This is a genomic window from Paenibacillus sp. FSL R7-0163, from assembly GCF_037969975.1.
Lineage (GTDB): Bacteria > Bacillota > Bacilli > Paenibacillales > Paenibacillaceae > Paenibacillus_AQ > Paenibacillus_AQ odorifer.
Genome location: NZ_CP150224.1, coordinates 6,733,986 through 6,756,582, shown reverse-complemented (window position 1 = coordinate 6,756,582; position 22,597 = coordinate 6,733,986). Strand labels below are relative to the sequence as shown.

Sequence of the window (22,597 nt, the reverse complement as noted above, 5' to 3'; positions counted from 1 at the left end):
ACGAGATTTACTTATAGCCCGACCTTAGCTGCTTCGCTCTCGACAAGCTCTTTCATATAACGAAGCAAGTCATCTTTAAGTTCCTCGTGTTGAAGTGCATAATGAATGGTGGTCTGGATAAAGCCCATTTTCTCACCCACATCATGACGTTTACCTTCAAAGTCATAGGCAATAATTCGTTCAACCTCGCTTAGACGTGCTATCGCATCAGTAAGTTGAATCTCTCCACCTACACCTACCTGCTGCTCACCTAGCATATCGAAGATACGTGGAGTTAAGATGTATCGTCCTAAAATTGCTAGATTAGAAGGAGCCTCTTCTCTCTTTGGCTTTTCTACTAGACGATTAGCTTTATATACCCGTTCTGCCAAAGGCGAAGCATCTACAACACCATACCGTGATACTTCTTCCCATGGAACAGGCTGAACACCCACGATAGAAGATTTATACTCGTCATAAACATCTATCATCTGTTTAAGACAAGGTTTATTCGCTTCAACAATATCATCGCCTAGCAGGACAGCAAACGGTTCGTTTCCTATGAATTTACGTGCACACCAAATTGCATGTCCGAGACCTCTTGGTTCTTTTTGACGAATGTAGTGGATATCTGCCATTTCGGAAGATTTACGAACGGATTCAAGCAGCTCCCACTTCTGCTTCTCTGCTAAGTTAAATTCCAGTTCAAAAGAGTTATCAAAGTGGTCTTCAATCGCACGTTTACCTTTCCCTGTTACAATAATAATATCCTCGATCCCGGAAGCAACAGCTTCTTCAACAATATATTGGATCGTCGGTTTATCTACAATCGGTAGCATTTCTTTAGGCATTGCTTTAGTTGCAGGTAAAAAACGAGTGCCGAGACCTGCGGCGGGAATAATCGCTTTACGGATCTTCATCACATTAACTCCTTCTATCATATACTCTTTTCAATTACATATCTGTAAGTACCCTAAAATGGCATATTTCTTTCAATTATAGCAGTTACAGCACATTTATGTCAGAGTGTTTGTTATATTTGTATATCTATTCCAATGAAATAAGAGGGCAGGAATTATAATCAAATTGCTATTTTAAATACTTTGCTGCCCCCATAATATACTATTATTTAGTATATGCAAATTAGGGTGAGGACGAGATCAAATCTAATAAAATGGGCTAAGCAATACCAGCATCTACCTGGTAGTTACTTAGCCCTTTTTCTTTAACTCTTAACTCTTATTACTTCGCGTTCACCAATTGCCCACGCGTTACGCCAAGTTGGTTAGTAGCCTTTAGGCTCTTCCATACCTGCGTACCAGAGATTTCACCACGCAGAGCGCGGCTGTAGAGGCTGATTACCTCAGCCACTTGCTCTGGCGTCTCTTCCAAGAACTCCACACGGTATGAAGATACTCCTAGGTCACGGAAATTGTTCAAATACTCCGCACCAGACTGCTCAACAGCGTTATAGACGGTATTACGGCAGCCTTCATCCACACGAACTGGATGTGACATTCCAATACGGTCTTGCAAAGAAGCACGGTGTTCTTCACAAGGACGACCACAGTTCGTAAAGTCCGTGCCTTCACTCATAAAGGTACAGTACACACAGTGTTCAGTATGGAACATCGGCAAATGCTGATGGATAACGACCTCCATCCGGGAAGTATCGCTGTGCTCAAGCAGATCGACCATCTGTTGAATGTTCAAGTCATAGGATGGCGTTACTATGTCACAGCCTGCCTCAAGGAACAAATCCACTGCTTTATGATTGGCGATATTCAATGAGAAATCGCCAATCAGGCGTGGATGCACAGCATCCGGTTGCTCCTGGCGGCGGCGCAGATAATAATACAACGCGCCTGTATTACGCACGAGCACAGCATCCGGCTGCAAGCGAAGAATATTCGCGTGGTAGCCGTTCTCGCCCGGCATATGAATGCGCGGCGTGGCCAGCGCTATGCTGGCCCCTGCAGCCCGTACCGCATCTACCGCTGCCGGGAACTGCTTGATAAACTCGAAGTCGGCGTAGATGTTTCTCACGCCGGCCTCGAGCGCAGCCTGCACCTGCGGCAGGCTGCGGCACAGCGCGGTGAGCTCCGCTTCACCAGCGCACTGCGGAGCGACACCCCTGCGGGTGGCGTCGCCGTAAACCTCGATCGCCCGTTTCACGTAGACGGGCGGTTTCGGGCGCTCGCCCGCAAGCAGCTCCACCGCTTGGCGGCGGATGCTGTTCAGCTCGCGCATAGGGACGATGACGTCGCCTTGCAGATGCGACTCCAACGCGTCAAGCTGGAACACGGTCCCGCCCAGGCGGCCGAATTGTTCTTCCAGCAGCGCGGTATCCATCGGACGCTTTTGCGCGGCTTCCAGCGCGAGCTCCGAATCCACACGGACGGTAACGTTCTTCTGAACGTCCGTCCACCAAGTCGTCAGCTTCTCGCCGACGCAGCCTTGCACTCTAACATGTACCGGAAATACCCGGTACGGCTTTTCAGTTTCATAAGTCTGGCGCAGCGCCTTATCTAACGCAGGGTCATTTGTCTTCCAAATGCGGTCACCGACATTTAGACGACGAAGATCCACATCATTACGACCGGCTACGATGTCGATGATCCAGCCTTCTCCGGCTTCGCCTTCCAGCTTCACACCTTTACGACGAAGGTCGTAGACACGACCGCCTTCTTCTTTTTTCGTCGGATCCCCAGCGTCAAAAACAATTCCGTCCCCACGCTTAAGCGGTGCATGAATACGGCAGACCACTCCGTCACGCAGAATTTGCTCAACAGTCCCCAAATATACACCACGGCTTTTTGGGAAAGTCCCGTCTACCAGTTTCTTATTGTTCGTTCCATCCAGGAAACCATGTGTAAACCCGCGGGAGAAGCTTTGTTGCAGCTCACGCACCTCCTCCTTCGAAGGTTTAGACAGATCGCCTTCAAAATACCGATCAATCGCTTTACGATACTTACTAACTACATTCGCTACATATTCCGGGCTTTTGAGGCGACCTTCGATTTTAAAAGAAGTCACACCCGCCTCGATCAGCTCAGGCATTAGATCAATTGCTGCCAGGTCCTTAGGAGAGAGCAAATAAGTTACGTCTCCCATAGGTTTTACCTCACCATCCACCATCAGATCATAAGGCAGGCGGCAAGCCTGCGCACATTCACCGCGGTTGGCAGAACGTCCGCCCCACATTTCAGAGGTCAGACATTGACCGGAGTAGGAAACACACAAAGCACCGTGTACGAATACTTCCATCGGCAGGCGGGCTTGCTCCCCGATCGTACGAATTTGTTTCAGATTGTTCTCACGACCTAATACCACACGTTCCAAACTGAAAGGTTTAGTAAACTCGACCGCTTCCGGCGAAGTAATGGTCATCTGTGTCGATCCGTGAATCGGGAAATCCGGTGAGATTTCGCGGATCATTTTGACCAAACCTAAATCTTGTACAATTACTGCGTCCACGCCAGCATCCACGCATGCATCAATCAGTTCTTTTGCATCAGACAATTCATTTTCAAAAACCAGTATATTAAAGGTCAAAAAGCCCTTCACACCATAGCTATGCAAAAACGCCATAATTTCCGACAGCTCGTCCATGCGAAAGTTGTTCGCTCTGGCCCGTGCATTAAACTTCTCTACGCCAAAAAAGATAGCATCCGCTCCGTTTGCTACCGCTGCACGCATGCAGTCCCAATCACCTGCGGGTGCCAATAGCTCCACGTCTTCTCTGCGTATTTGTTGCTCTTTCATTTATATCCTCCCAAACCGCCATTTGACGGGTCATTTCTAGTTGATTAACTTGATAATTGTATCAAATATCACACTTGAGCGCCATGCGTTTACCAACATTTATATAGAATAAAAGTCATAATGCTGTCAGGAAGCTGACTTCTTGCTTATTGCTCTTTACTCCGTGAATGTTGTAGAACATGTAACTATATCGACTTATCCAGCGCTTCAACAACTAAATGTTGTACATAAAGCATCATTCTCACACTCTAGTATCGACAACTGGCACAAAAAGTTGCAACATTTACAACAATTCACTAGGAATATCGTGACATACAATAGAATGTTGTATCAAATCGAATACACTAATCCACCCTTTAGTTATTCACATTATGCCCAACTTGGATAACATTGGCTCCGAATCTCCTAAAACAACCCTTCCGACAACCCTTCTATCGGTTCAAAGTAACAAATATATGTATTTTTAATAATAGGCCGAATTCCTTTTCCCTCTTTATACAAAAAAAGAACGCCCCAAGCCAAATCGGCAACTGGGACGTTCTTCGTCTGATTGAATTATACGCTTCTATTCGTGTGTCAGCTACGACATTGGTACTCTTTTAACTACTTGCTGCCTGTAAACCGAAACGATTGTAACGTCTTGTCTAATAGAGCCTGCTGTTCTGCAGTGGCATTGGCATCATTCAGCGTAACGGTAATCGTGTAGACCACATCATTTTTGCCGAAAACAACCTGCTTGCTGCGAAAAGGGATGCCATTTTTGATTTGATGTGCAGTTATGATCGTAGCAGGGACATCCGCAAAGGTAGACTCCACTACACTTTCTATACGAGGGCCTTTGGGATCATTATTTTTATTTTGATAAGCATCTTTGAGAACATTAACTGTATAATCCACTGAACCCTCGGATTTTGAGTTGATCTGTAGACGTCCTCCGCTGAAGCGATATTCAATCGACTGCGTCTCAAAAATATCCTGATAAGGTGTCCATAAACTTGGAATATCAATGGCATAACCGTAGGTTTTGGATACTTTGGTTAATGTCTTATTTTTGAGCGTCTTATAATCATCACTAGCGAGTCGCCCGAAGTTCTCCTTCAGCAGATCAAAATCAATATCAATAGAGGATATGATGGCTTTGAATTTTGCCTTATCGTCATCTTGCCCAGCAGCTGTTACATATTCAAAATAATAGCGATACCCATTTTTGAGTATGAGAGCTTGATATTCTGTAGTAACACCGTTGCCGTAATTTAGCTGTAGCTCATTGATTTGTGCAGATACACCGGAGATCTCCGACTTGTTGCTGTCTTTCAGAACATAAGCATCCGCTACAAAGTTTTCTTTAGTTTTCGTTTTCAGATCTTCAGCCCAGCTCTCTAGTGTAGAACCAGCAGGTGCCGAGGTAACCGCCACACTCAGATGACTTCCCTGCTTACTCTCATAATAGAGATGCTGGTCGTCCTTACTCCAATCTGCGGGAACCTGTAGTGAAATCCCATAGTCCTCATTGTACGCGTCACGCAATCCACTTTTCACCGTAGAAAGATCACGGATTTTTTTGTTTTTAGTATCAAAAGAAGGCTGGAAAGAGTTAAGTAATCCTGTGTATTTAGCAAAATCTTTATAATTAACTGCTTTGTTATCCGTCAAATAAATCTCGTAGAGTCGACCTTCAGCATATAACAGTCTGCTTTCCCAGAGCGCTCCACTGGAATCTTTACTGATCAATCTAGCATAAGGTATCGCGGCTTTGGGGAACGACTCCCGATCCAATATCAACTCCCCACCTGCCTCGACCTCCCGAACCAGCTGTTCCAGCAGCCCATCCGCATCTACCGCAACCGCCTGGTCACTTACATGAATCTCCACATAATATAGATTGTCCGCACTTGAAAAGGTAGCCACACTTTCATCTCCACCGCTATTTCCAGCAATCAGCCCTGAGGGATAATTCAGTGTCCATTGAAAATAGCTGTTTCCAATTTGAGTCTTACCAACATCGCTGTCAATCCCAGTCTCCTCTGGCGTATCTTCTTCGCTGTCTATAGGAACTAGGGTAACCATTAGCTCATCCCCACTCCCTTGAGAGAGTGTCGCACCTAACACATCAGCTACAAAGCGAAGCGGTACCATCAGCACATCTGAAACCATCCGGGGCGCTGAACCCAGTTTAACTTTGATTCCATCCTTCCAAGCGATATCGCTCCCAATCGTCATCGCCCCTGAATGAGCACCATAGGTTACTTTTACCACATTGTTCTGCTCTAAGGAAACAGTGCTGCCAAACGTCTTTTTAAAAACCCCAAGCGGGACCATAACCGTTCCGTTCTCCGTATAAGGCCGCTCGATAACCACCTTCTTACCATTCACCGTAGCTGAAGTACTGCCAACTTTTAGACTCAGCTGTAGCTTATCTCCTTGTGAAGCTAATGCTGTTTGTATGGGTAATATAGAAAATAGCAGTAATAAGGCCAGCATCGCACAAAATCCTTGTTTTAAAATTTTCAAGCCCATTTACCGTCCCCCTCTCCAGTTTGCTAATCACTCTTCCGCGTGCTCGTCCCCATCCGTTTCATAATCATCTCCGGTTAACAACGGATCACCTTGAGTGAGCACGAGTTTACGGACGACGATATCCCCATCGCTTTGCATAACCAGCCGCACAGTTGCTCCCGGCAGGTAGCTTTTGAACAATTCATTAATATCAACTAGTGAGACCACACGATGCCCATCGATGCTATACAAGACGTCCCCTTCAGCAACCCCTGACTTGAGCGCTTCTGAAGACACCACCTTCGTGACGGACAGCGGGTCCAGCGTTGGCAATCCCACAATCGTAGACCAGCTTGCCTCCAGCTCTAGCCCCAGACTCGGATGCTGCACCTCACCATATTTTAAAAGCTGGTTCATAATATACTGCACAGTATTCGCCGGAATCGAAAACCCCATATTTTCCACGCCCACTGCTGAGTATTTCAGGCTGTTGATTCCCAGCACCTCACCTTTCATATTTACTAGCGGCCCTCCGCTATTTCCGGGATTAATCGCTGTGTCACTCTGGATAAGACGATAAGCCGCATCTACCTCACGGTTAAGACCACTTATAACGCCTACTGTCGCTGAATTTCGTAGAGAAAAGCTAATCGGTGTTCCGATAGCAATAACCTTCTCCCCAACCACTGTTTTGCTATTCGCTGGAATAAACTTGGCGGGCTTTAAATGGGTGGCATTGATTTTGATCAGCGCCAGATCACTAACTTCATCCAGATATGTTTCTTTAACGCTGTAGGTTTTGGAGTCCGAAGTGACTACTATGGCATTTTGCAGATCCTTGATTACATGAGCATTGGTTATAATCCATCCGTTCGATTTCACAATGATGCCGGAGCCATGCGTCAGATTGTACCGATCATCCAGGCCACTATTCCCGCCACTCTCATCTTTGCCGATAATGCCCACAACAGAAGGAGTGATACTTTTAATAATTCCAGGTATCGGATCTTCTGCCGCTACTTTACTAACCACCTTACTAGTACTATCAAAAGCAAACACCGACTGACTCCATGCTACCGACAGCACTACGCCGCACAGTAATAGACCTAATCCTTTCTTCACCAGCTTCTCCCCAATACTCCTCATTCCTCACCAGACCCTCTCTTTGCAAATGGATAAATTTAACATTATATAATTTGAAAAAAGACGCCTTCAATGCGCCCATGGCGTTAAAGGAGTCTTTTGGTGCAAAGCTGTTCAATTTAGTTCTTTCATTAACTTAACCAATGCATCACCATGGCATAGTCAGAGATCACAAAAACCAGCAAGCTAACGGCTCCAAAACCAATGGCAAATTTGTTCTTCTGGGGAGCTTTCAATAGTCGAACAACCCCGACCAAAATCAAGATGGTAAATAAAATCATAAACACATCAAAGGTATGAAATTTAGACGGTCCTTGCGCGGCAACTTCTGCAAGCAACATAACCTTACCTCCTCAAAAATGTTGTCAAGCAAGATCCAGTAATCCCCATATCACCTTCTATGTTATCGCTACCATTTGGGCGATGCAATAGGTTTTGTAGAAAAATTATGTATTTGTCGCAAAAAATATATTTTATCCCTGCAAAATCCGTAATATTGATGAGATTGATCACTGACAATTGAGTGCAACATAGTGAAAAAGTGCTATGAGCCCAATCATCTCTTTCGTCGTGAAGGTTACAATAGAAAGTCCGTTAACTGCTTTAGAGTTGAGATAAATTGAGCAGTGAATTGAAATTTAGAACTTAGAACTTAGAACTTAGAACTTAGAACTTAGAACTTAGAACTTAGAACTTAGAACTTAGAACTTAGAACTTAGAACTTAGAACTTAGAACTTAGAACTTAGAACTTAGAACTTAGAACTTAGAACTTAGAACTTAGAACTTAGAACTTAGAACTTAGAACTTAGAACTTAGAACTTAGAACTTAGAACTTAACATTCTGAGCTCAAAATTTAGGTTTTTAAAGAATTAGGGAAATTCTCCCTAAAATTGTCCGATTAACAGTTCATTTTGTGGTTATCAGGGAATTCCTCCCTAAAAATCATTAGAAAACCGGGTATATGAGTAAATTCACCCGATAATTGGGGAGGTTTTCCCGGATTTCACCTTATATGATCTAAAAACTCGGATTTTCAGGGAAGTTTTCCCTAATCTAACAAACAGTTATTTGATAGAGTGATATGATGATTAATTATTCGGTTTTCAAGGAACTTTTGGCCCTAACGTTAATCAATTACTTGTTAACCCTATCAACAGAATACTCCTCATTGAATCTTACTACGAACATGTCCTACATATGCCTACCTTGCCTATTATTAAATCCATTTTTTCTATAGAATTCGTATAACTTTTGCTAGAAATATCACATCATATATCTATGAGCCATCTTTCGCACAATTACCAGATAATCCTACAACGCCTTAAGTCGCTTTGACTCCATTCTAGAGGACGAGGTTAGCTATTAGCTGTTAGTTGTCAGATGTTTCCCTTCAAGAAATTATTGCTTACAACCTACAATAAAAGCCCCGGCAAGATACCGAGGCCTTATTTATACATAGGTTATATTACTTACTGTTTATTTGGTTTCCGCCGTCTCAAGCATAAGCGCTTCGGTCCGCTCTGTATCACGAATCAGAACCGGCTTCAGATATTTACCTGTGTAAGACTCTGTGACAGTAATGATCTTCTCCGGTGTTCCTGTTGCCAGGACGGTACCACCGCCGCTACCACCTTCCGGTCCCATATCGATGATATAATCCGCTGTCTTGATTACATCCAGATTATGTTCAATAACAAGAACCGATTCTCCGGAATCCACCAAACGATGCAATACCTCAAGCAGACGACCAATGTCATCTACATGCAGGCCTGTCGTAGGCTCATCCAAAATATAAAGTGTTTTACCCGTGCTGCGACGGTAGAGCTCAGAAGCCAATTTTACCCGCTGTGCTTCACCACCGGATAAAGTGGTTCCCGGTTGACCAATCTTAATATAACCAAGTCCTACATCCATCAGTGTTTGCATTTTACGATGGATACGCGGAATATTCACAAAAAACTCTGTTGCGTCCTCTACCGTCATCTCTAACACATCTGAAATGTTTTTGCCTTTATATTTCACTTCTAGTGTCTCGCGGTTATACCGTTTGCCTTTACATACTTCGCAAGGGACATATACATCCGGCAAGAAATGCATCTCAATCTTAATGATCCCGTCTCCACGGCAAGCTTCACAACGTCCGCCTTTTACGTTAAAGCTGAAGCGCCCCTTTTGGAAACCACGTACCTTAGCCTCATTTGTCTTGGAGAATAGGTCACGGATGTCATCGAATACACCTGTATAAGTTGCTGGGTTGGAGCGCGGTGTCCGTCCGATTGGCGACTGATCGATTTCAATAACCTTATCGAGATTTTCTAGTCCACGAATTTCTTTATGCTGACCAGGACGCACCTTCACAGCCTTATTCAGCTGCCGTGCTAAACTCTTGTAAAGAATCTCGTTGATAAGCGAGGATTTACCGGAACCCGATACACCTGTCACCGCTGTAAATACACCTAATGGAATCTTCACATTCACATTTTTCAGGTTATTCTCTTTAGCACCACGTATTTCTACCCATCGATCATCGGTAGGACGGCGTTTAGCGGTAACCGGAATAAATTTACGTCCGCTTAAATATTCACCCGTTAATGAATTTGGATCTTTCATAATCTCTTCTGGCGTCCCTTGAGCCATAACTTGTCCACCATGAATACCTGCGCCCGGACCAATATCAATAATATAATCCGCTGCCATCATCGTATCTTCATCATGCTCTACAACAATTAGCGTGTTGCCTAAATCGCGCATATGCGCAAGCGTAGAGATCAGGCGATCATTGTCCCGTTGATGCAAGCCAATACTTGGCTCATCCAGAATGTACAATACACCCATGAGACTTGAACCAATCTGAGTAGCCAACCGAATACGCTGCGCCTCACCACCGGAAAGCGAACCCGCCGCACGGCTAAGCGTCAAATAATCCAAGCCCACATTCACAAGGAATCCAAGCCGATTGCAGATCTCTTTTAGAATGAGATTGGCGATGGCTGTTTCTTTTTCACTCAATTTTATCTCTTCAAACCAATGCTGGCAGTCTCCTATTGAAAGGTCCGTAACATCAGAAATATTATGATCATTGATAGTCACAGCTAATATTTCTTTTTTCAGACGTTTACCTTTACATACATGACATGGCTTAGCACTCATAAATCCTTCGATAAATTCACGAATACCATCCGAAGCAGTTTCACGGTAACGCCGCTCTAGGTTAGGTATAATCCCTTCAAAGGCAACCATCGCATCTTTCTTTTGACCGAAATCATTTTCATAACGGAAGCGGACCTTCTCACTGCCTGTTCCGTTCAGTAATTTATTCATATGATCAGATGTCAGACTGCTTACCGGAACGTTCTGTGGAATTTTAAAGTGTTCACAAACCGACTTCAGGAATTGCGGATAGTAATTAGAAGTACTTCCAGTCCAAGCTAAAAAAGCACCTTCTTCGATGGATTTCTCAGCATCAGGAATAAGCAGGTCTGGATCGACCACCATCTTCATGCCAAGTCCATCACACTCTGTACAAGCTCCAAACGGACTGTTGAAAGAGAACATCCGTGGTGCCAACTCTTCAATACTAAAACCACAAATTGGACAAGCAAAGTTAGAGCTGAAAAGCAGCTCTTCCTGGCCGATGATATCCACAAGGATTTTACCGCCCGAAAGCTTAAGCGCCGTCTCCAGTGAATCCGTCAGCCGGGTCTCCACATCGTCTTTAACAACGATCCGGTCTACCACAACTTCTATTGTATGTTTTTTATTCTTTTCTAGTTCAATATCCTCAGACAGATCTCTTAGTTCCCCGTCCACACGCACACGTACGAAGCCTTGCTTAGAGATATCTGTGAAGAGTCCTTTATGCTCACCTTTACGTCCTGAAATGATTGGCGCCAGGATCTGCAACCGAGTTTTCTCGGGATACTGCATAATCCGGTCTACCATCTGTTCAACGGTCTGGGAGGTAATCTCAATACCATGCTCTGGGCAATGGGGATGACCAATACGTGCAAAGAGCAACCGCAAATAGTCATAAATCTCCGTCACTGTACCTACCGTGGAGCGTGGGTTCCGGCTTGTTGTCTTCTGATCTATAGATATCGCCGGGGACAAACCATCAATCGAATCCACATCTGGTTTCTCCATTTGTCCCAAAAACTGACGTGCATAAGCCGACAAAGATTCAACATAACGCCGTTGTCCTTCAGCATAAATCGTATCAAATGCAAGCGATGATTTACCTGAGCCGCTAAGTCCCGTCAGCACGACGAAACGGTCACGTGGAATCGTCACATCGATGTTTTTGAGATTGTGCGCCCTCGCGCCTTTAATTACAATATTTTCGTTCGCCAACGGAACCTCTCCTTTAAAAAACTATTTCAACTTTATTTCAAAATATTCTCAAAGCCTTTTCAAAGCCTTTCGATCCCTCCCAAACCCTCCCTTCCAAGGGAGGGCCCCAAGGGTTGCACCCTCTGGACACCCGCATTTTCTGGAGAAGGAGTATGGTGGGACGTAACTTAGTGACTATAATGCTCAGAGCGCTTATCCCTACCGGACCACTTGGACGTTACCGCACTAACTAAAGACAGGTACATGCAACTGTCATAGACGTTGCATGGTGCTGTCCCTGCGGGATACGCATAAGTACCAAGTACATTGCCTGGTGCTGTCCTACGGGATACGCGTAAGTGCCAAGTACATTGCGGGCGCTGTCCCTGCGAGATACGTTTAAGTGCCATAAACATTACTGGATACGCGGCCCTCTATTGATTCAAAAAGAACGGTCTAGGACAGCACCGTTCAAAACCTATTTTAAATATCGGTGATGCATTAATGGTTTGTTACTCAGCCCGAAGCTCCAGCAATGCGTCACGCAGCTCTGCCGCACGTTCGAATTGCAGGTTCTTGGCAGCGTCCTTCATTTCAGCTTCCAGACGCTGGATCAGACTTTGTTTTTCTTTCTTATTCATCTTGCCACCAACACCTGTGAGATAATCGGCTTTAGACTCAGCAACCTTCGTTGCCTCGATGATGTCACGCACTTTTTTATTAATGGTGGTTGGGGTAATGCCATGTTTCTCATTATGAGCAATCTGAATGGCGCGACGGCGCGATGTTTCGCTCATCGCTTTCTCCATCGAATCAGTGATCCGATCACCATACATGATTACACGACCCTCAGAGTTACGAGCCGCACGGCCAATCGTCTGAATTAGTGAACGTTCGGAACGAAGGAACCCTTCTTTATCGGCATCGAGAATTGCAACTAAAGATACCTCCGGTAAGTCGAGACCTTCTCTCAGGAGGTTAATCCCTACCAGGACATGGAACGTACCGAGACGAAGATCCCGCAAGATCGCCATCCGTTCCAGTGTTTTGATGTCAGAGTGCATATAACGAACCTTAATACCGATTTCCTTAAAGTAGTCTGTCAGATCCTCCGACATCTTCTTCGTCAAAGTGGTAACGAGTACACGTTCATCACGTTCGACCCGGTCACGGATTTCGCTAATCAGATCATCGATCTGGCCTTCTGTAGGACGAACCTCAATGATTGGATCCAATAGCCCAGTCGGACGGATAATCTGCTGCACCATAGTTTCACAGTGTTCCATTTCATAAGGTCCAGGTGTCGCGGAGACGTATATGATCTGGTTCACTTTATCTTCGAACTCTTCGAACTGAAGCGGACGGTTATCCAGTGCAGAAGGCAGACGGAAACCATGCTCTACCAACACTGTCTTACGCGCCCGGTCACCGTTATACATCGCCCGAATTTGCGGAAGGGTAACATGGGATTCATCTACGACGATTAACATATCATCAGGAAAATAATCCATTAACGTATATGGAGTTGCTCCTGGCTCCCTGAAGGTTAGCGGCCCGGAATAGTTCTCGATCCCCGAACAGAAACCCACTTCCTTCATCATCTCAATATCGTAACGTGTCCGTTGTTCCAGACGTTGCGCTTCCAGGAGCTTGCCTGCGTCACGAAGCACGGTCAGCCGCTCTTCCAGCTCCCGTTCAATATTGACTATTGCTACACGCATCGTTTCTTCCTTGGTAACAAAGTGAGAAGCCGGAAAAATGGCGACATGGTCGCGTTCACCGATCAATTCACCCGTTAAAACATCAATTTCAGTGATCCGCTCAATCTCATCGCCAAACAATTCAACGCGAATCGCATGTTCACCCTGAGAGGCCGGGAAGATTTCAACCACATCACCACGTACACGGAATGTTCCGCGTACAAAATTGATATCATTGCGCTGGTATTGAATATCCACCAGTCTGCTCAGAATCTCATTGCGCGGCTTCTCCATCCCAACCCGCAAGGACAACAGCAAGCTTCCGTATTCCATTGGTGAACCGAGACCGTAAATACAAGACACACTCGCTACAATAATAACGTCACGCCGTTCGAACAAGGAGCTTGTCGCGGAGTGGCGAAGTTTATCAATCTCTTCGTTAATGCTGGAATCTTTCTCAATATAAGTATCGGAGGAGGGAATGTACGCCTCTGGTTGGTAATAGTCGTAGTAGCTGACGAAATAGTCTACCGAATTATTCGGGAAAAACTCCTTAAACTCACTTGCCAGCTGGGCAGCCAGTGTCTTGTTATGCGCAATAACCAGCGTGGGGCGATTTAATTTGGAAATAACTTGCGCGACAGTAAAGGTCTTCCCTGTACCTGTCGCTCCCAGCAGCGTCTGGTGCTTCTTACCCTGCCGGATGCCTTGTAGTAATTCATCTATGGCATGAGGCTGATCGCCCTGGGGTGTATACTCGGACTCCAATTCAAAAGTCTTCGTACTGACGACAATATCACTCATTTGCCCGTCTCCCCTCTATCGTCTAAACTAGATTAATATATTATAATTGTTGTCTGAATCTTCTCTCTCCATACGATAGTAAAAAATATGGAAGATAAGAATATGTGTTCCCGTTCATTATACAGTGTTGCTTAGATCGATGCAAACCATAATACACAGAAATGTTAGGAGCTTGAAGCATGGATATTACCGCAATAATCGGCCTAGTGGCCGGACTGGCTGCGCTAATCGGCGGCTACCTCTGGGAAGGCGGAAGCCTTTCCGGACTGCTGCAGCTTAATGCAGCTTTGATTGTATTTGGAGGTACGATTGCCGCCGTAATGATCAGCTTCCCGGCAGCTAAGCTACGTTCCATTCCCACCGCTCTGCGCATGGCTTTTGGTCGCAATCCTGAACGTGATGAAGAGAAGGCAGAAGAGCTCATCGCAATGGCCACAGTGGCCCGCCGCGGCGGCGTTTTAATGCTCGAAAAACAAGCGGAGGTACATCCTGATCCTTTTACACGTGAAGGACTGCTGCTTATCGTCGACGGCACCGACCCTGAGCAGGTAAGACAGATTTTGGAATTGGAAATGGATGCGAAAGAATTGAAGCATGAAAGCTACGCCAAGATTTTTGAAGCCGCTGGTGGATATGCTCCAACGATGGGGATCATCGGTACAGTTATGGGACTCATTAGGGTACTGGGCAACCTTACAGACCCATCAAATCTAGGTACCTCTATCGCAGTAGCGTTCACTGCAACACTGTACGGAGTAGCCATCGCTAATCTAATATTTTTACCCATTGGTTCCAAAATCAAATCCCGCAGCCAAAGTGAGCTGCATAGCATGGAGATGCTGCTAGTAGGCATTCTTTCTCTACAAAACGGGGATCATCCGTTGCTGGTGCGTAAAAAACTGAACTCCTTCATTTCAGACACCACCACAGATGACCGTGCAGAAGCAAGAGGTTTTATATGAGACAAAGAGACCGGCGCAAACGGCGGGTAGAGAATCGAGAAAGCCGTGATCGTTGGATGATTACTTACGCAGATCTAATTACGCTTTTACTTATATTTTTCGTTATATTGTATGCGATGAGCAGCCTGGACACTGACAAATACAATATCGTAACCGGCTCTTTATCCCAGACTTTCAAGTCGAGCAGCACTGTTCTTGAAGGCGGAGATGGTATTTTAGATGCTGGAAAGACCCCTGACAACAAACCAGAGAGTACAGATGGGAATGGGAACGCAACTGCAAAACCAAATGACGGTTCTGATAAACAAACGGAGAATGAAACACCTTCAGCACGGGAGTTGGCTTTTCGAGAACAAGAGGCGAAGCTTGCTGAGTTAATGGGTGTGATCACCCACTATGTGGAGGAGAATAATCTCGGTGAACAAATATTTGTAGCCGACAAACCGCAGGGCATAGAAATCACGCTCAGCGACCGTTTTCTTTTTGATGTGGGTAAAGCAGATGTGAAGTCACCAGCCCTTCCTGCTCTTCAGCAGTTGTCAGGCTTATTCAAAGATATCGGGGCAACGATCAGCATTGAAGGACATACGGATAATACACCAGTGTCATCAGCTTCCCGTTATAACGACAATTGGGAGCTATCGGGTGCTCGTGCGCTTTCTGTGCTGCGCTTTTTCTTAGATAATGAAGGACTGAACCCGGACACTTTTCAATATGCAGGTTATGCCGATACCCGACCAACAGCAGATAATACTACGGTAGCAGGCAAACAAAAAAATCGACGCGTAGAGATCATTGTACTTCGACAGCTTCAAGAGGTGGAATAAAATATAGTTGTTTGCGCTCAGAGCTAAGTTCGGCGGCAGGAGCCTTTGCAATTACCACATTGACCAACAAAGGGGTTTCACCTAATTTAATTAGGGAAAACCTCCCTGATTATTCACCTATTATCGTATCCAATCGCGGAATGAGGGAATTACTCCCTGATTATTACTCTTTTTAGTCTGAAATAGTGGTTTTACCGAGATGATTAGGGAGGAATTCCCTAAAACCCTAACTCTCAAGCTATAATCGTCTAAAATGAGGGAGGTTTTCCCTAATTCCATACTCCACTAGACCCTCAAACCACTCGATTGGGTTTACGAATACTCGCACAATCTACATAAGAAACACAAACAGCAAGTCCCCAAATCGCAGAAACTTGCTGCTAAAAACATCACACTTGATCAGACTATTTCCCGTCCCCAATTTCCAATTATTCAGCAACTAACGCGCTATAACCGGCTGCATCTAACAGACCTTTTACAGCATCAGCATATTCTCCATCAACTTCAATCTCAAAAATCCAACCCCCGCCATATGGCTGATCATTGATAAGCTCCGGACTAGCTTCTAATCCATCATTCACCTTGGTAACCGTCCCAGAGACGGGCGAATACAATTCCGATACCGTCTTAACGGATTCGATACTGCCTACGCTGTCACCGGCCGAAATGGTTGATCCTACCTCAGGAAACTCAACAAATACGATGTCGCCTAATAAATGCTGAGCATGGTCCGTAATCCCAACACGTACTACTCGTCCTTCTACTTGCTGTGCCCATTCATGCTCTTCGCTGTAAAGAAGGTTGTCTAATACTTCACTCATTTCAAGCCGCCTCATTTCCAATTTGGAGTTCTAAATTTAGTTATAGCCTAAGTTATCCCGGCTCACAATGTCAATATTACTAACAGGAAATTTAAATTTGTCATTTTTTCGACGTTTTCTTGTTGACAGCGCCCGACTATACCCGTTTAATGGAGACATACAAGAAGAAACGACGTTGTCGTCTTTTTATAGACAATAACCGTTTCTCGGAGAAATATAAGGATAATGTATAATGTGAACCATATACTTTCTTATATTTGAAATAAATATAGTTGCGGATGATGGCATAGGGAGAGACTGTCTCACTTGAAGACGGCGCCGAAGGAGTAAGCCCTAACAGGGGTGAATCTCTCAGGCAAAAGGACCTTTGTCGGACGTATCTCTGGAGAGCATCAGACGCAAGGCTAGATGCGTCAGATCACCAACGGGGAAACCTGCAAGCTAGTTACGGCAGGGTAACTCTCAGGTACAAAGGACAGAGCAGAAAGCGATTTGTGCATTTATGCATGATTGCTTCTGCCTGTCCTTTTTTCGTATGTAATCAGATCAAGGGGAGTGACGACATGGATGCTTTGAGAAGAACACCTTTTTATGATCTCTATTCCGCTTATGCGGAATCCAGATGCATTGACTTCGGTGGCTGGGAGCTGCCAGTACAGTTTACAGGTATCGTAAAAGAGCATGAAGCCGTTCGCCAGCAGGCTGGGCTGTTCGATGTCTCGCATATGGGTGAATTCATGGTGATTGGGAGCGGTGCAGAAGCCTTTTTGCAAAAAATGACAACCAATGATGTCAGCCGCCTCACAGATGGTGCGGCGCAATATACGCTGCTCTGTTATCCAAATGGCGGAGTTGTCGACGATCTACTCGTGTATCGCCTAAGCGAAGGGCATTATATGCTCGTCGTTAATGCCTCCAACATCGACAAAGACTTCCAGTGGCTGCAAGAGCATCTGAGCTCTGAATTCGGTGAAGTCACGCTCACTAATGTCTCTGACGAGACGCTTTTGCTCGCCTTGCAGGGTCCTCTGGCAGAGACCATTCTCGCGGAAGTTACTGATGCTCCTATTTCAACACTCAAGCCTTTCCATTTCATCGAACGCGCCACCGTTTGCGGTGTAGAGGTACTTATCTCCCGTACGGGTTATACCGGTGAAGATGGCTTCGAGATCTACGCTTCGCTGGAAGGTGCAGAAACGTTATGGAACGGACTGCTTGCTGCAGGCGCGCCTCACGGATTAACACCTGCTGGACTGGGTGCACGGGATACCCTGCGTTTTGAGGCAAAATTACCACTGTACGGTCAGGAGCTATCCGCTGACATCACCCCGCTTGAAGCAGGAGTACAGTTCTTCGTGAAGCTGGACAAAATAGACTTTATCGGACGCGATGCACTAATACAGCAAAAAGAAGCTGGGATTCCCCGTCGCCTTGTCGGCCTAGAAATGATTGATCGAGGCATTCCACGATCCCATTATCCTGTTTGGGCAGATGGGGTTAAGATTGGTGAGGTCACAACCGGAACACAGTCCCCTACGCTGAAACGGAACCTGGGGTTGGCTTTGATTGATGCTGCTTACAGTGAAATAGGCACAGAGGTTTACGTAGAGATACGCGGCAAGCAGCTTAAGGCTGTAGTGATCAAGGCCCCTTTTTACAAGTATAAACGCCTTTAGCGTCCATATAAGGACGGTGAGCTTTTAAGCGAGAAATAGAAGGATAAAGTATAGCGTGAAAATTGTACTTTCTTATATTTTAAAAAAGCCAAGGAGTGAAACCTTAATGAAGCACCGTTATCTGCCCATGACAGAACAGGACCGCGTAGAGATGATGGAGGCCGTCGGGATTCAGTCTATAGATGAGCTGTTCTCCGATATTCCTGAAGCGGTACGTTACCAAGGCACTATGCCGATGTCTGAACCACTCGATGAATACGCCCTGCTGCGCCACATGAAAGGTTTGGCTGACCAAAATGCCGACTTTGATTCTCACGCCAGCTTCCTCGGCGCCGGATTATACGATCATCACATCCCTGTGGTCATCAACCATGTCATTTCCCGTTCTGAATTCTACACTGCCTACACTCCTTATCAACCGGAGATCAGCCAAGGTGAGCTGCAAGCGATCTTCGAATTCCAATCCTACATTTGCGAACTAACCGGTATGAAAGTTGCCAATGCCAGTATGTATGATGGCGCTACAGCTTTGTCCGAAGCAGCGGTTCTCGCGGCTGGTGCTACCAAACGCAAAAAATTAATCGTCTCCCGTACCGTTCATCCTGAGGCTCGCCAAGTGCTACGTACTTCGGCTAATGCTTGGGGTCTGGAGGTGGTGGAGATTGACTATAAAGACGGTGTTACCGATCAAGCTAAACTCGCTGAAGCTATCGATGGAGATACTGCCGCAGTGCTTATTCAATCGCCTAACTTCTTCGGCAGCATCGAGGATCTTCGCTCGGTTGAGCCGCTGATTCACGCGGTTAAAGGTCTTCTTGTAGTCAGCGCGAACCCAATAGCTCTAGGTGTACTTGAAACTCCGGGCAAACTTGGAGCCGACATCGTAGTGGGTGATGCTCAGCCACTCGGTATTCCGGCTTCTCTCGGGGGTCCAACTTGCGGATTCTTTGCCGTAGCTGATCACCTGATGCGCCGCATGCCAGGCCGGATCGTTGGCCAAACGGTAGACCGTAACGGTAAACGTGGCTTCGTTCTTACACTTCAAGCGCGTGAACAACATATTCGGCGTGAAAAAGCGACATCGAATATCTGCTCCAATCAGGCGCTGCTGGCTCTCTGCGCATCCGTCTACTTGTCCGTTATGGGCAAAGAAGGCATGCGTGAAGTAGGCGAGCTAAATATTCGCAAAAGCCATTACGCTGCTAATAAACTTAGCGGACTAACAGGTGCTGAACTTGCCTTCTCCTCCCCATTCTTTAACGAATTTGTCGTGAAGCTTTCTGAAGGCAGCAGTGTGGCCTCTATTAATTCGAAGCTGCTGAAGGAAGGTTATCTTGGGGGTTATGATCTGGGTCGTGATTATCCTGAACTTGCTGGACATATGCTGGTTGCCGTAACGGAAAAAAGAAGCAAAACCGAAATCGACCAATTCGCTAGCGCACTGGAGGGCTGTTTATGAAACCGGAGCAAAGTCTAATTTTTGAATTAAGCCGTCCGGGCCGTTCGGCCTATTCTTTGCCACTATGCGATGTGCCGCAGGAAGAAACCTTGGAATCCCTAATTCCATCAGATTTACTCCGTAGCGAACCCGTCGTACTTCCAGAAGTATCGGAAGTGGATGTCATTCGCCACTACACTTCTCTTTCACGTCGCAACTTTGGTGTAGACAATGGCTTCTATCCACTCGGTTCATGCACGATGAAATACAATCCGAAGATTAACGAAGATGTTGCCCGCTTCTCCGGCTTCGCCAAAATTCATCCCTACCAACCAGAAGAAAGTATTCAAGGCGCACTGGAATTAATGTATACCCTACAAAATGATCTGTCCGCGCTGACGGGCATGGATGCAGTATCCTTACAGCCTGCCGCAGGTGCTCATGGTGAATGGACCGGCCTCATGATGATCCGCGCCTATCATGAAAGCCGCGGCGAGACCCGCACGAAGGTTATCGTGCCGGATTCCTCACACGGCACCAATCCTGCTAGTGCTTCAGCAGCAGGACTTGAAACGATCACGATCCCTTCCACAGATAAAGGGATGGTTGATCTTGAAGCACTCAAAGCAGCTGTTGGCAGTGACACAGCCGCACTGATGCTGACTAACCCAAGCACACTCGGCTTGTTCGAGACCCAAATCGTCGAGATTGCTGAGATCGTGCATGAAGCAGGCGGCTTACTCTATTACGATGGAGCCAACTCCAATGCCATTATGGGCATTACCCGCCCTGGCGACATGGGCTTTGACGTTGTGCATCTGAACTTGCATAAGACAATGAGCACCCCGCATGGCGGAGGTGGCCCTGGAGCCGGACCAGTCGGCGTAAAATCTATCCTCATTCCATTCTTGCCACAACCTACTGTGGTAAAGAATGAAGATAGCAGCTTCTCACTTCACTTCGGTGGTCCTGAATCGATTGGACGCGTGAAAGCTTTTTATGGAAACTTTGGTATTCTGGTTCGTGCCTATGCCTATATCCGGACCTATGGTCCAGACGGACTGCGTGAGGTATCCGAAAATGCTGTGCTGAATGCGAACTATATGATGCACCGTCTGGCGCCGTATTTTGAAATCCCATATCCGGGTGTATGTAAGCATGAATTCGTGATGTCCGGCAAAAACCTCAAGCAATATGGCGTGCGCACCTTAGACGTTGCTAAACGATTGCTCGACTTCGGCTACCACCCGCCAACCGTGTACTTCCCTCTGACTGTTGAGGAATGCATGATGATCGAGCCGACGGAAACCGAAAGTAAAGAAACGCTCGACGGCTTCATCGATACGATGATTCAGATTGTGAAAGAAGCGCAGGAGACACCAGAAATTGTAATCAACGCACCGCATACCACAGAGATTAGCCGTTTGGATGAGACACAGGCTGCGCGTAAGCCAGTTTTGAATTGTTCTTGCGGTTAAGTACTTATCAAAAAAATGTTCTAGACAGATAAAAGCCATCCTCCGTTGTTGATTAATTTCGGAGGATGGCTTTTATATCTTATGTACAAACGAGTATTTTGATGTTTATCATCAAAATTTACAACTTAAGTATTTCTATCAATTCCCATCTCTCGCTGATATCCATCTTACTATAAATACTCTTAACGATATTCCGCACAGTCCCCTCTTTCACATTAAGGTCATTGGAAATTTGCAACGCACCTTTTCTTAGTGACCAGTGATACGCTACCTCCCTTTCTCTGGGCGATAATCGATACGAATCACACTTTTCCTGAAATCTGTACTCAATTAACTTTGGGCTTCGTTCCTTCAACTTCAGAACAATCTTTTCGGATAATTGTTTAATAAAGAGAATCGAAAAGCCAATTTGCCTCTCGGCTTCAAATGAAATGTCGATATATCCACATATACAACCATTTATCATTATAGGAGCGCATACACAATTCCACTCTTTAAACATTGGCATACTATGCTCTTCTCCACGCACTACTGCAATTGATTTAACCTCCATCGCTAGTGAAACTGCATTTACTCCAGAGAATTGCTTCGAAAGGTTAGTTCCACTCCTAATTCCAAAATGATCTACTTTCTTCTGAAACGCTTCGAAAGGAGTAACAATATTAATAATATTGCCGGCTTGATCTGTTAAGAAAAAAACAAAGGGCAATAAGAGAAATTCCGTTACTTTCGCCAATTCTGAATGTAGTACTTCAACCAATACCTCGTAGGGAACCAGCTCTTCTATAGAAAAGGATTCTTCTGTTTTGAGGTTACTCCAAGGTTGGCAAAATTCACACAAGGAATTATTAGATTTTTTATCTAAATCATCTACCGTAAACCAAGCTCGTTCACATTCAAGAATATCCAAAACAAACCATTCTCCCAACTTATGGTATTAATTAAACAGAGCATAACACTCCATTCAAAAGAAAACAATGACATAAGTCGTGAGGTTTGTGTTAGATCAAAAAGATAAAAAATTGTTAAATAAAGTGGATTTATTGTAAAAAAAATATATTTTAGCACAGATTAACTCAAAAGGGAATATGTACTGAGGGATATGTATCTTAATAGATATTCTAGTTACTATAAAGTTATTAATCCACTCATCAGGGAGTTTAACAATTACGATAGG

The 22,597-nt window shown here is 45.3% G+C and carries 14 protein-coding genes and 1 riboswitch; of the genes, 5 read left to right on the top strand and 9 right to left on the bottom strand.

All coding sequences use genetic code 11. From position 1 onward, the window contains the following. Positions 1-11 precede the first annotated feature (11 nt). The 7 genes from galU to uvrB all read right to left on the bottom strand — a co-directional run bounded on the left by galU (position 12) and on the right by uvrB (position 14,218). Complete coding sequence (galU, locus tag NST45_RS29590; RefSeq protein ID WP_036678633.1) at positions 12-899, bottom strand: UTP--glucose-1-phosphate uridylyltransferase GalU; 888 nt, start codon at positions 897-899, stop codon at positions 12-14. A gap of 322 nt (positions 900-1,221) precedes the next feature. Then, a complete protein-coding gene (locus tag NST45_RS29585) occupies positions 1,222-3,744 on the bottom strand; it encodes a U32 family peptidase (RefSeq protein ID WP_076317151.1) in 2,523 nt (840 codons plus the stop codon). A 603-nt stretch (positions 3,745-4,347) separates the two neighbouring features. Next, positions 4,348-6,261 (bottom strand): stalk domain-containing protein, encoded by a 1,914-nt coding sequence (locus NST45_RS29580; protein WP_076222331.1) that lies wholly within the window; start codon positions 6,259-6,261, stop codon positions 4,348-4,350. A 27-nt stretch (positions 6,262-6,288) separates the two neighbouring features. Further along, positions 6,289-7,299 (bottom strand): trypsin-like peptidase domain-containing protein, encoded by a 1,011-nt coding sequence (locus NST45_RS29575; protein WP_256716965.1) that lies wholly within the window; start codon positions 7,297-7,299, stop codon positions 6,289-6,291. A 215-nt stretch (positions 7,300-7,514) separates the two neighbouring features. Beyond that, positions 7,515-7,724 (bottom strand): DUF2759 family protein, encoded by a 210-nt coding sequence (locus NST45_RS29570; RefSeq protein ID WP_036678627.1) that lies wholly within the window; start codon positions 7,722-7,724, stop codon positions 7,515-7,517. A gap of 1,137 nt (positions 7,725-8,861) precedes the next feature. Next, complete coding sequence (gene uvrA / locus NST45_RS29565; protein ID WP_076222333.1) at positions 8,862-11,735, bottom strand: excinuclease ABC subunit UvrA; 2,874 nt, start codon at positions 11,733-11,735, stop codon at positions 8,862-8,864. A gap of 491 nt (positions 11,736-12,226) precedes the next feature. Then, positions 12,227-14,218 carry an excinuclease ABC subunit UvrB gene (uvrB, locus tag NST45_RS29560; RefSeq protein ID WP_036678623.1) on the bottom strand — a complete coding sequence of 664 codons (1,992 nt, stop codon included), beginning with the start codon at positions 14,216-14,218 and terminating at the stop codon, positions 12,227-12,229. 179 nt (positions 14,219-14,397) lie between these two features. Here uvrB and NST45_RS29555 point away from each other — a divergent pair, with 179 nt between their 5' ends. Both NST45_RS29555 and NST45_RS29550 read left to right on the top strand, forming a co-directional pair. Next, positions 14,398-15,180, top strand: coding sequence for a flagellar motor protein (locus NST45_RS29555; RefSeq protein WP_339824446.1), 783 nt, complete (start codon positions 14,398-14,400; stop codon positions 15,178-15,180). Then, positions 15,177-16,007: a flagellar motor protein MotB gene (locus NST45_RS29550; RefSeq protein WP_036678617.1), complete on the top strand. Its 831-nt coding sequence runs from the start codon at positions 15,177-15,179 to the stop codon at positions 16,005-16,007. Before NST45_RS29555 ends, NST45_RS29550 begins: the two co-directional genes overlap by 4 nt. A gap of 428 nt (positions 16,008-16,435) precedes the next feature. On the opposite strand, the gene gcvH is transcribed toward NST45_RS29550, so the two are convergent. Next, positions 16,436-16,828 carry a glycine cleavage system protein GcvH gene (gene gcvH / locus NST45_RS29545; protein ID WP_036678614.1) on the bottom strand — a complete coding sequence of 131 codons (393 nt, stop codon included), beginning with the start codon at positions 16,826-16,828 and terminating at the stop codon, positions 16,436-16,438. Positions 16,829-17,106: 278 nt separating this feature from the next. Next, a riboswitch (glycine riboswitch) is annotated at positions 17,107-17,205 on the top strand. Between the two features lie 186 nt (positions 17,206-17,391). Here gcvH and gcvT point away from each other — a divergent pair. The 3 genes from gcvT to gcvPB all read left to right on the top strand — a co-directional run bounded on the left by gcvT (position 17,392) and on the right by gcvPB (position 21,420). Then, positions 17,392-18,504: a glycine cleavage system aminomethyltransferase GcvT gene (gcvT, locus tag NST45_RS29540; RefSeq protein WP_076099655.1), complete on the top strand. Its 1,113-nt coding sequence runs from the start codon at positions 17,392-17,394 to the stop codon at positions 18,502-18,504. A 106-nt stretch (positions 18,505-18,610) separates the two neighbouring features. After that, positions 18,611-19,963 carry an aminomethyl-transferring glycine dehydrogenase subunit GcvPA gene (gene gcvPA, locus NST45_RS29535; protein WP_076099656.1) on the top strand — a complete coding sequence of 451 codons (1,353 nt, stop codon included), beginning with the start codon at positions 18,611-18,613 and terminating at the stop codon, positions 19,961-19,963. Next, entirely contained in the window at positions 19,960-21,420 is a 1,461-nt protein-coding gene (gene gcvPB / locus NST45_RS29530) for an aminomethyl-transferring glycine dehydrogenase subunit GcvPB (RefSeq protein WP_036678605.1), read from the top strand. Before gcvPA ends, gcvPB begins: the two co-directional genes overlap by 4 nt. 118 nt (positions 21,421-21,538) lie before the next feature. Here the strand turns inward: gcvPB and NST45_RS29525 are convergent, their stop codons facing one another. After that, positions 21,539-22,330, bottom strand: coding sequence for a helix-turn-helix transcriptional regulator (locus NST45_RS29525; RefSeq protein ID WP_094901222.1), 792 nt, complete (start codon positions 22,328-22,330; stop codon positions 21,539-21,541). Between the last annotated feature and the right edge of the window lie 267 nt (positions 22,331-22,597).

What these genes read in the sequence shown, in the direction of transcription:
- gcvT (WP_076099655.1), top strand. Translation starts at nt 17,392, where the DNA reads ATGGATGCTTTGAGAAGAACACCTTTTTATGATCTCTATTCCGCTTAT.
- NST45_RS29580 (WP_076222331.1), bottom strand. Translation starts at nt 6,261, where the DNA reads ATGGGCTTGAAAATTTTAAAACAAGGATTTTGTGCGATGCTGGCCTTA.
- NST45_RS29585 (WP_076317151.1), bottom strand. Translation starts at nt 3,744, where the DNA reads ATGAAAGAGCAACAAATACGCAGAGAAGACGTGGAGCTATTGGCACCC.
- gcvPB (WP_036678605.1), top strand. Translation starts at nt 19,960, where the DNA reads ATGAAACCGGAGCAAAGTCTAATTTTTGAATTAAGCCGTCCGGGCCGT.
- galU (WP_036678633.1), bottom strand. Translation starts at nt 899, where the DNA reads ATGAAGATCCGTAAAGCGATTATTCCCGCCGCAGGTCTCGGCACTCGT.
- NST45_RS29550 (WP_036678617.1), top strand. Translation starts at nt 15,177, where the DNA reads ATGAGACAAAGAGACCGGCGCAAACGGCGGGTAGAGAATCGAGAAAGC.
- NST45_RS29570 (WP_036678627.1), bottom strand. Translation starts at nt 7,724, where the DNA reads ATGTTGCTTGCAGAAGTTGCCGCGCAAGGACCGTCTAAATTTCATACC.
- gcvH (WP_036678614.1), bottom strand. Translation starts at nt 16,828, where the DNA reads ATGAGTGAAGTATTAGACAACCTTCTTTACAGCGAAGAGCATGAATGG.
- gcvPA (WP_076099656.1), top strand. Translation starts at nt 18,611, where the DNA reads ATGAAGCACCGTTATCTGCCCATGACAGAACAGGACCGCGTAGAGATG.
- NST45_RS29555 (WP_339824446.1), top strand. Translation starts at nt 14,398, where the DNA reads ATGGATATTACCGCAATAATCGGCCTAGTGGCCGGACTGGCTGCGCTA.
- uvrB (WP_036678623.1), bottom strand. Translation starts at nt 14,218, where the DNA reads ATGAGTGATATTGTCGTCAGTACGAAGACTTTTGAATTGGAGTCCGAG.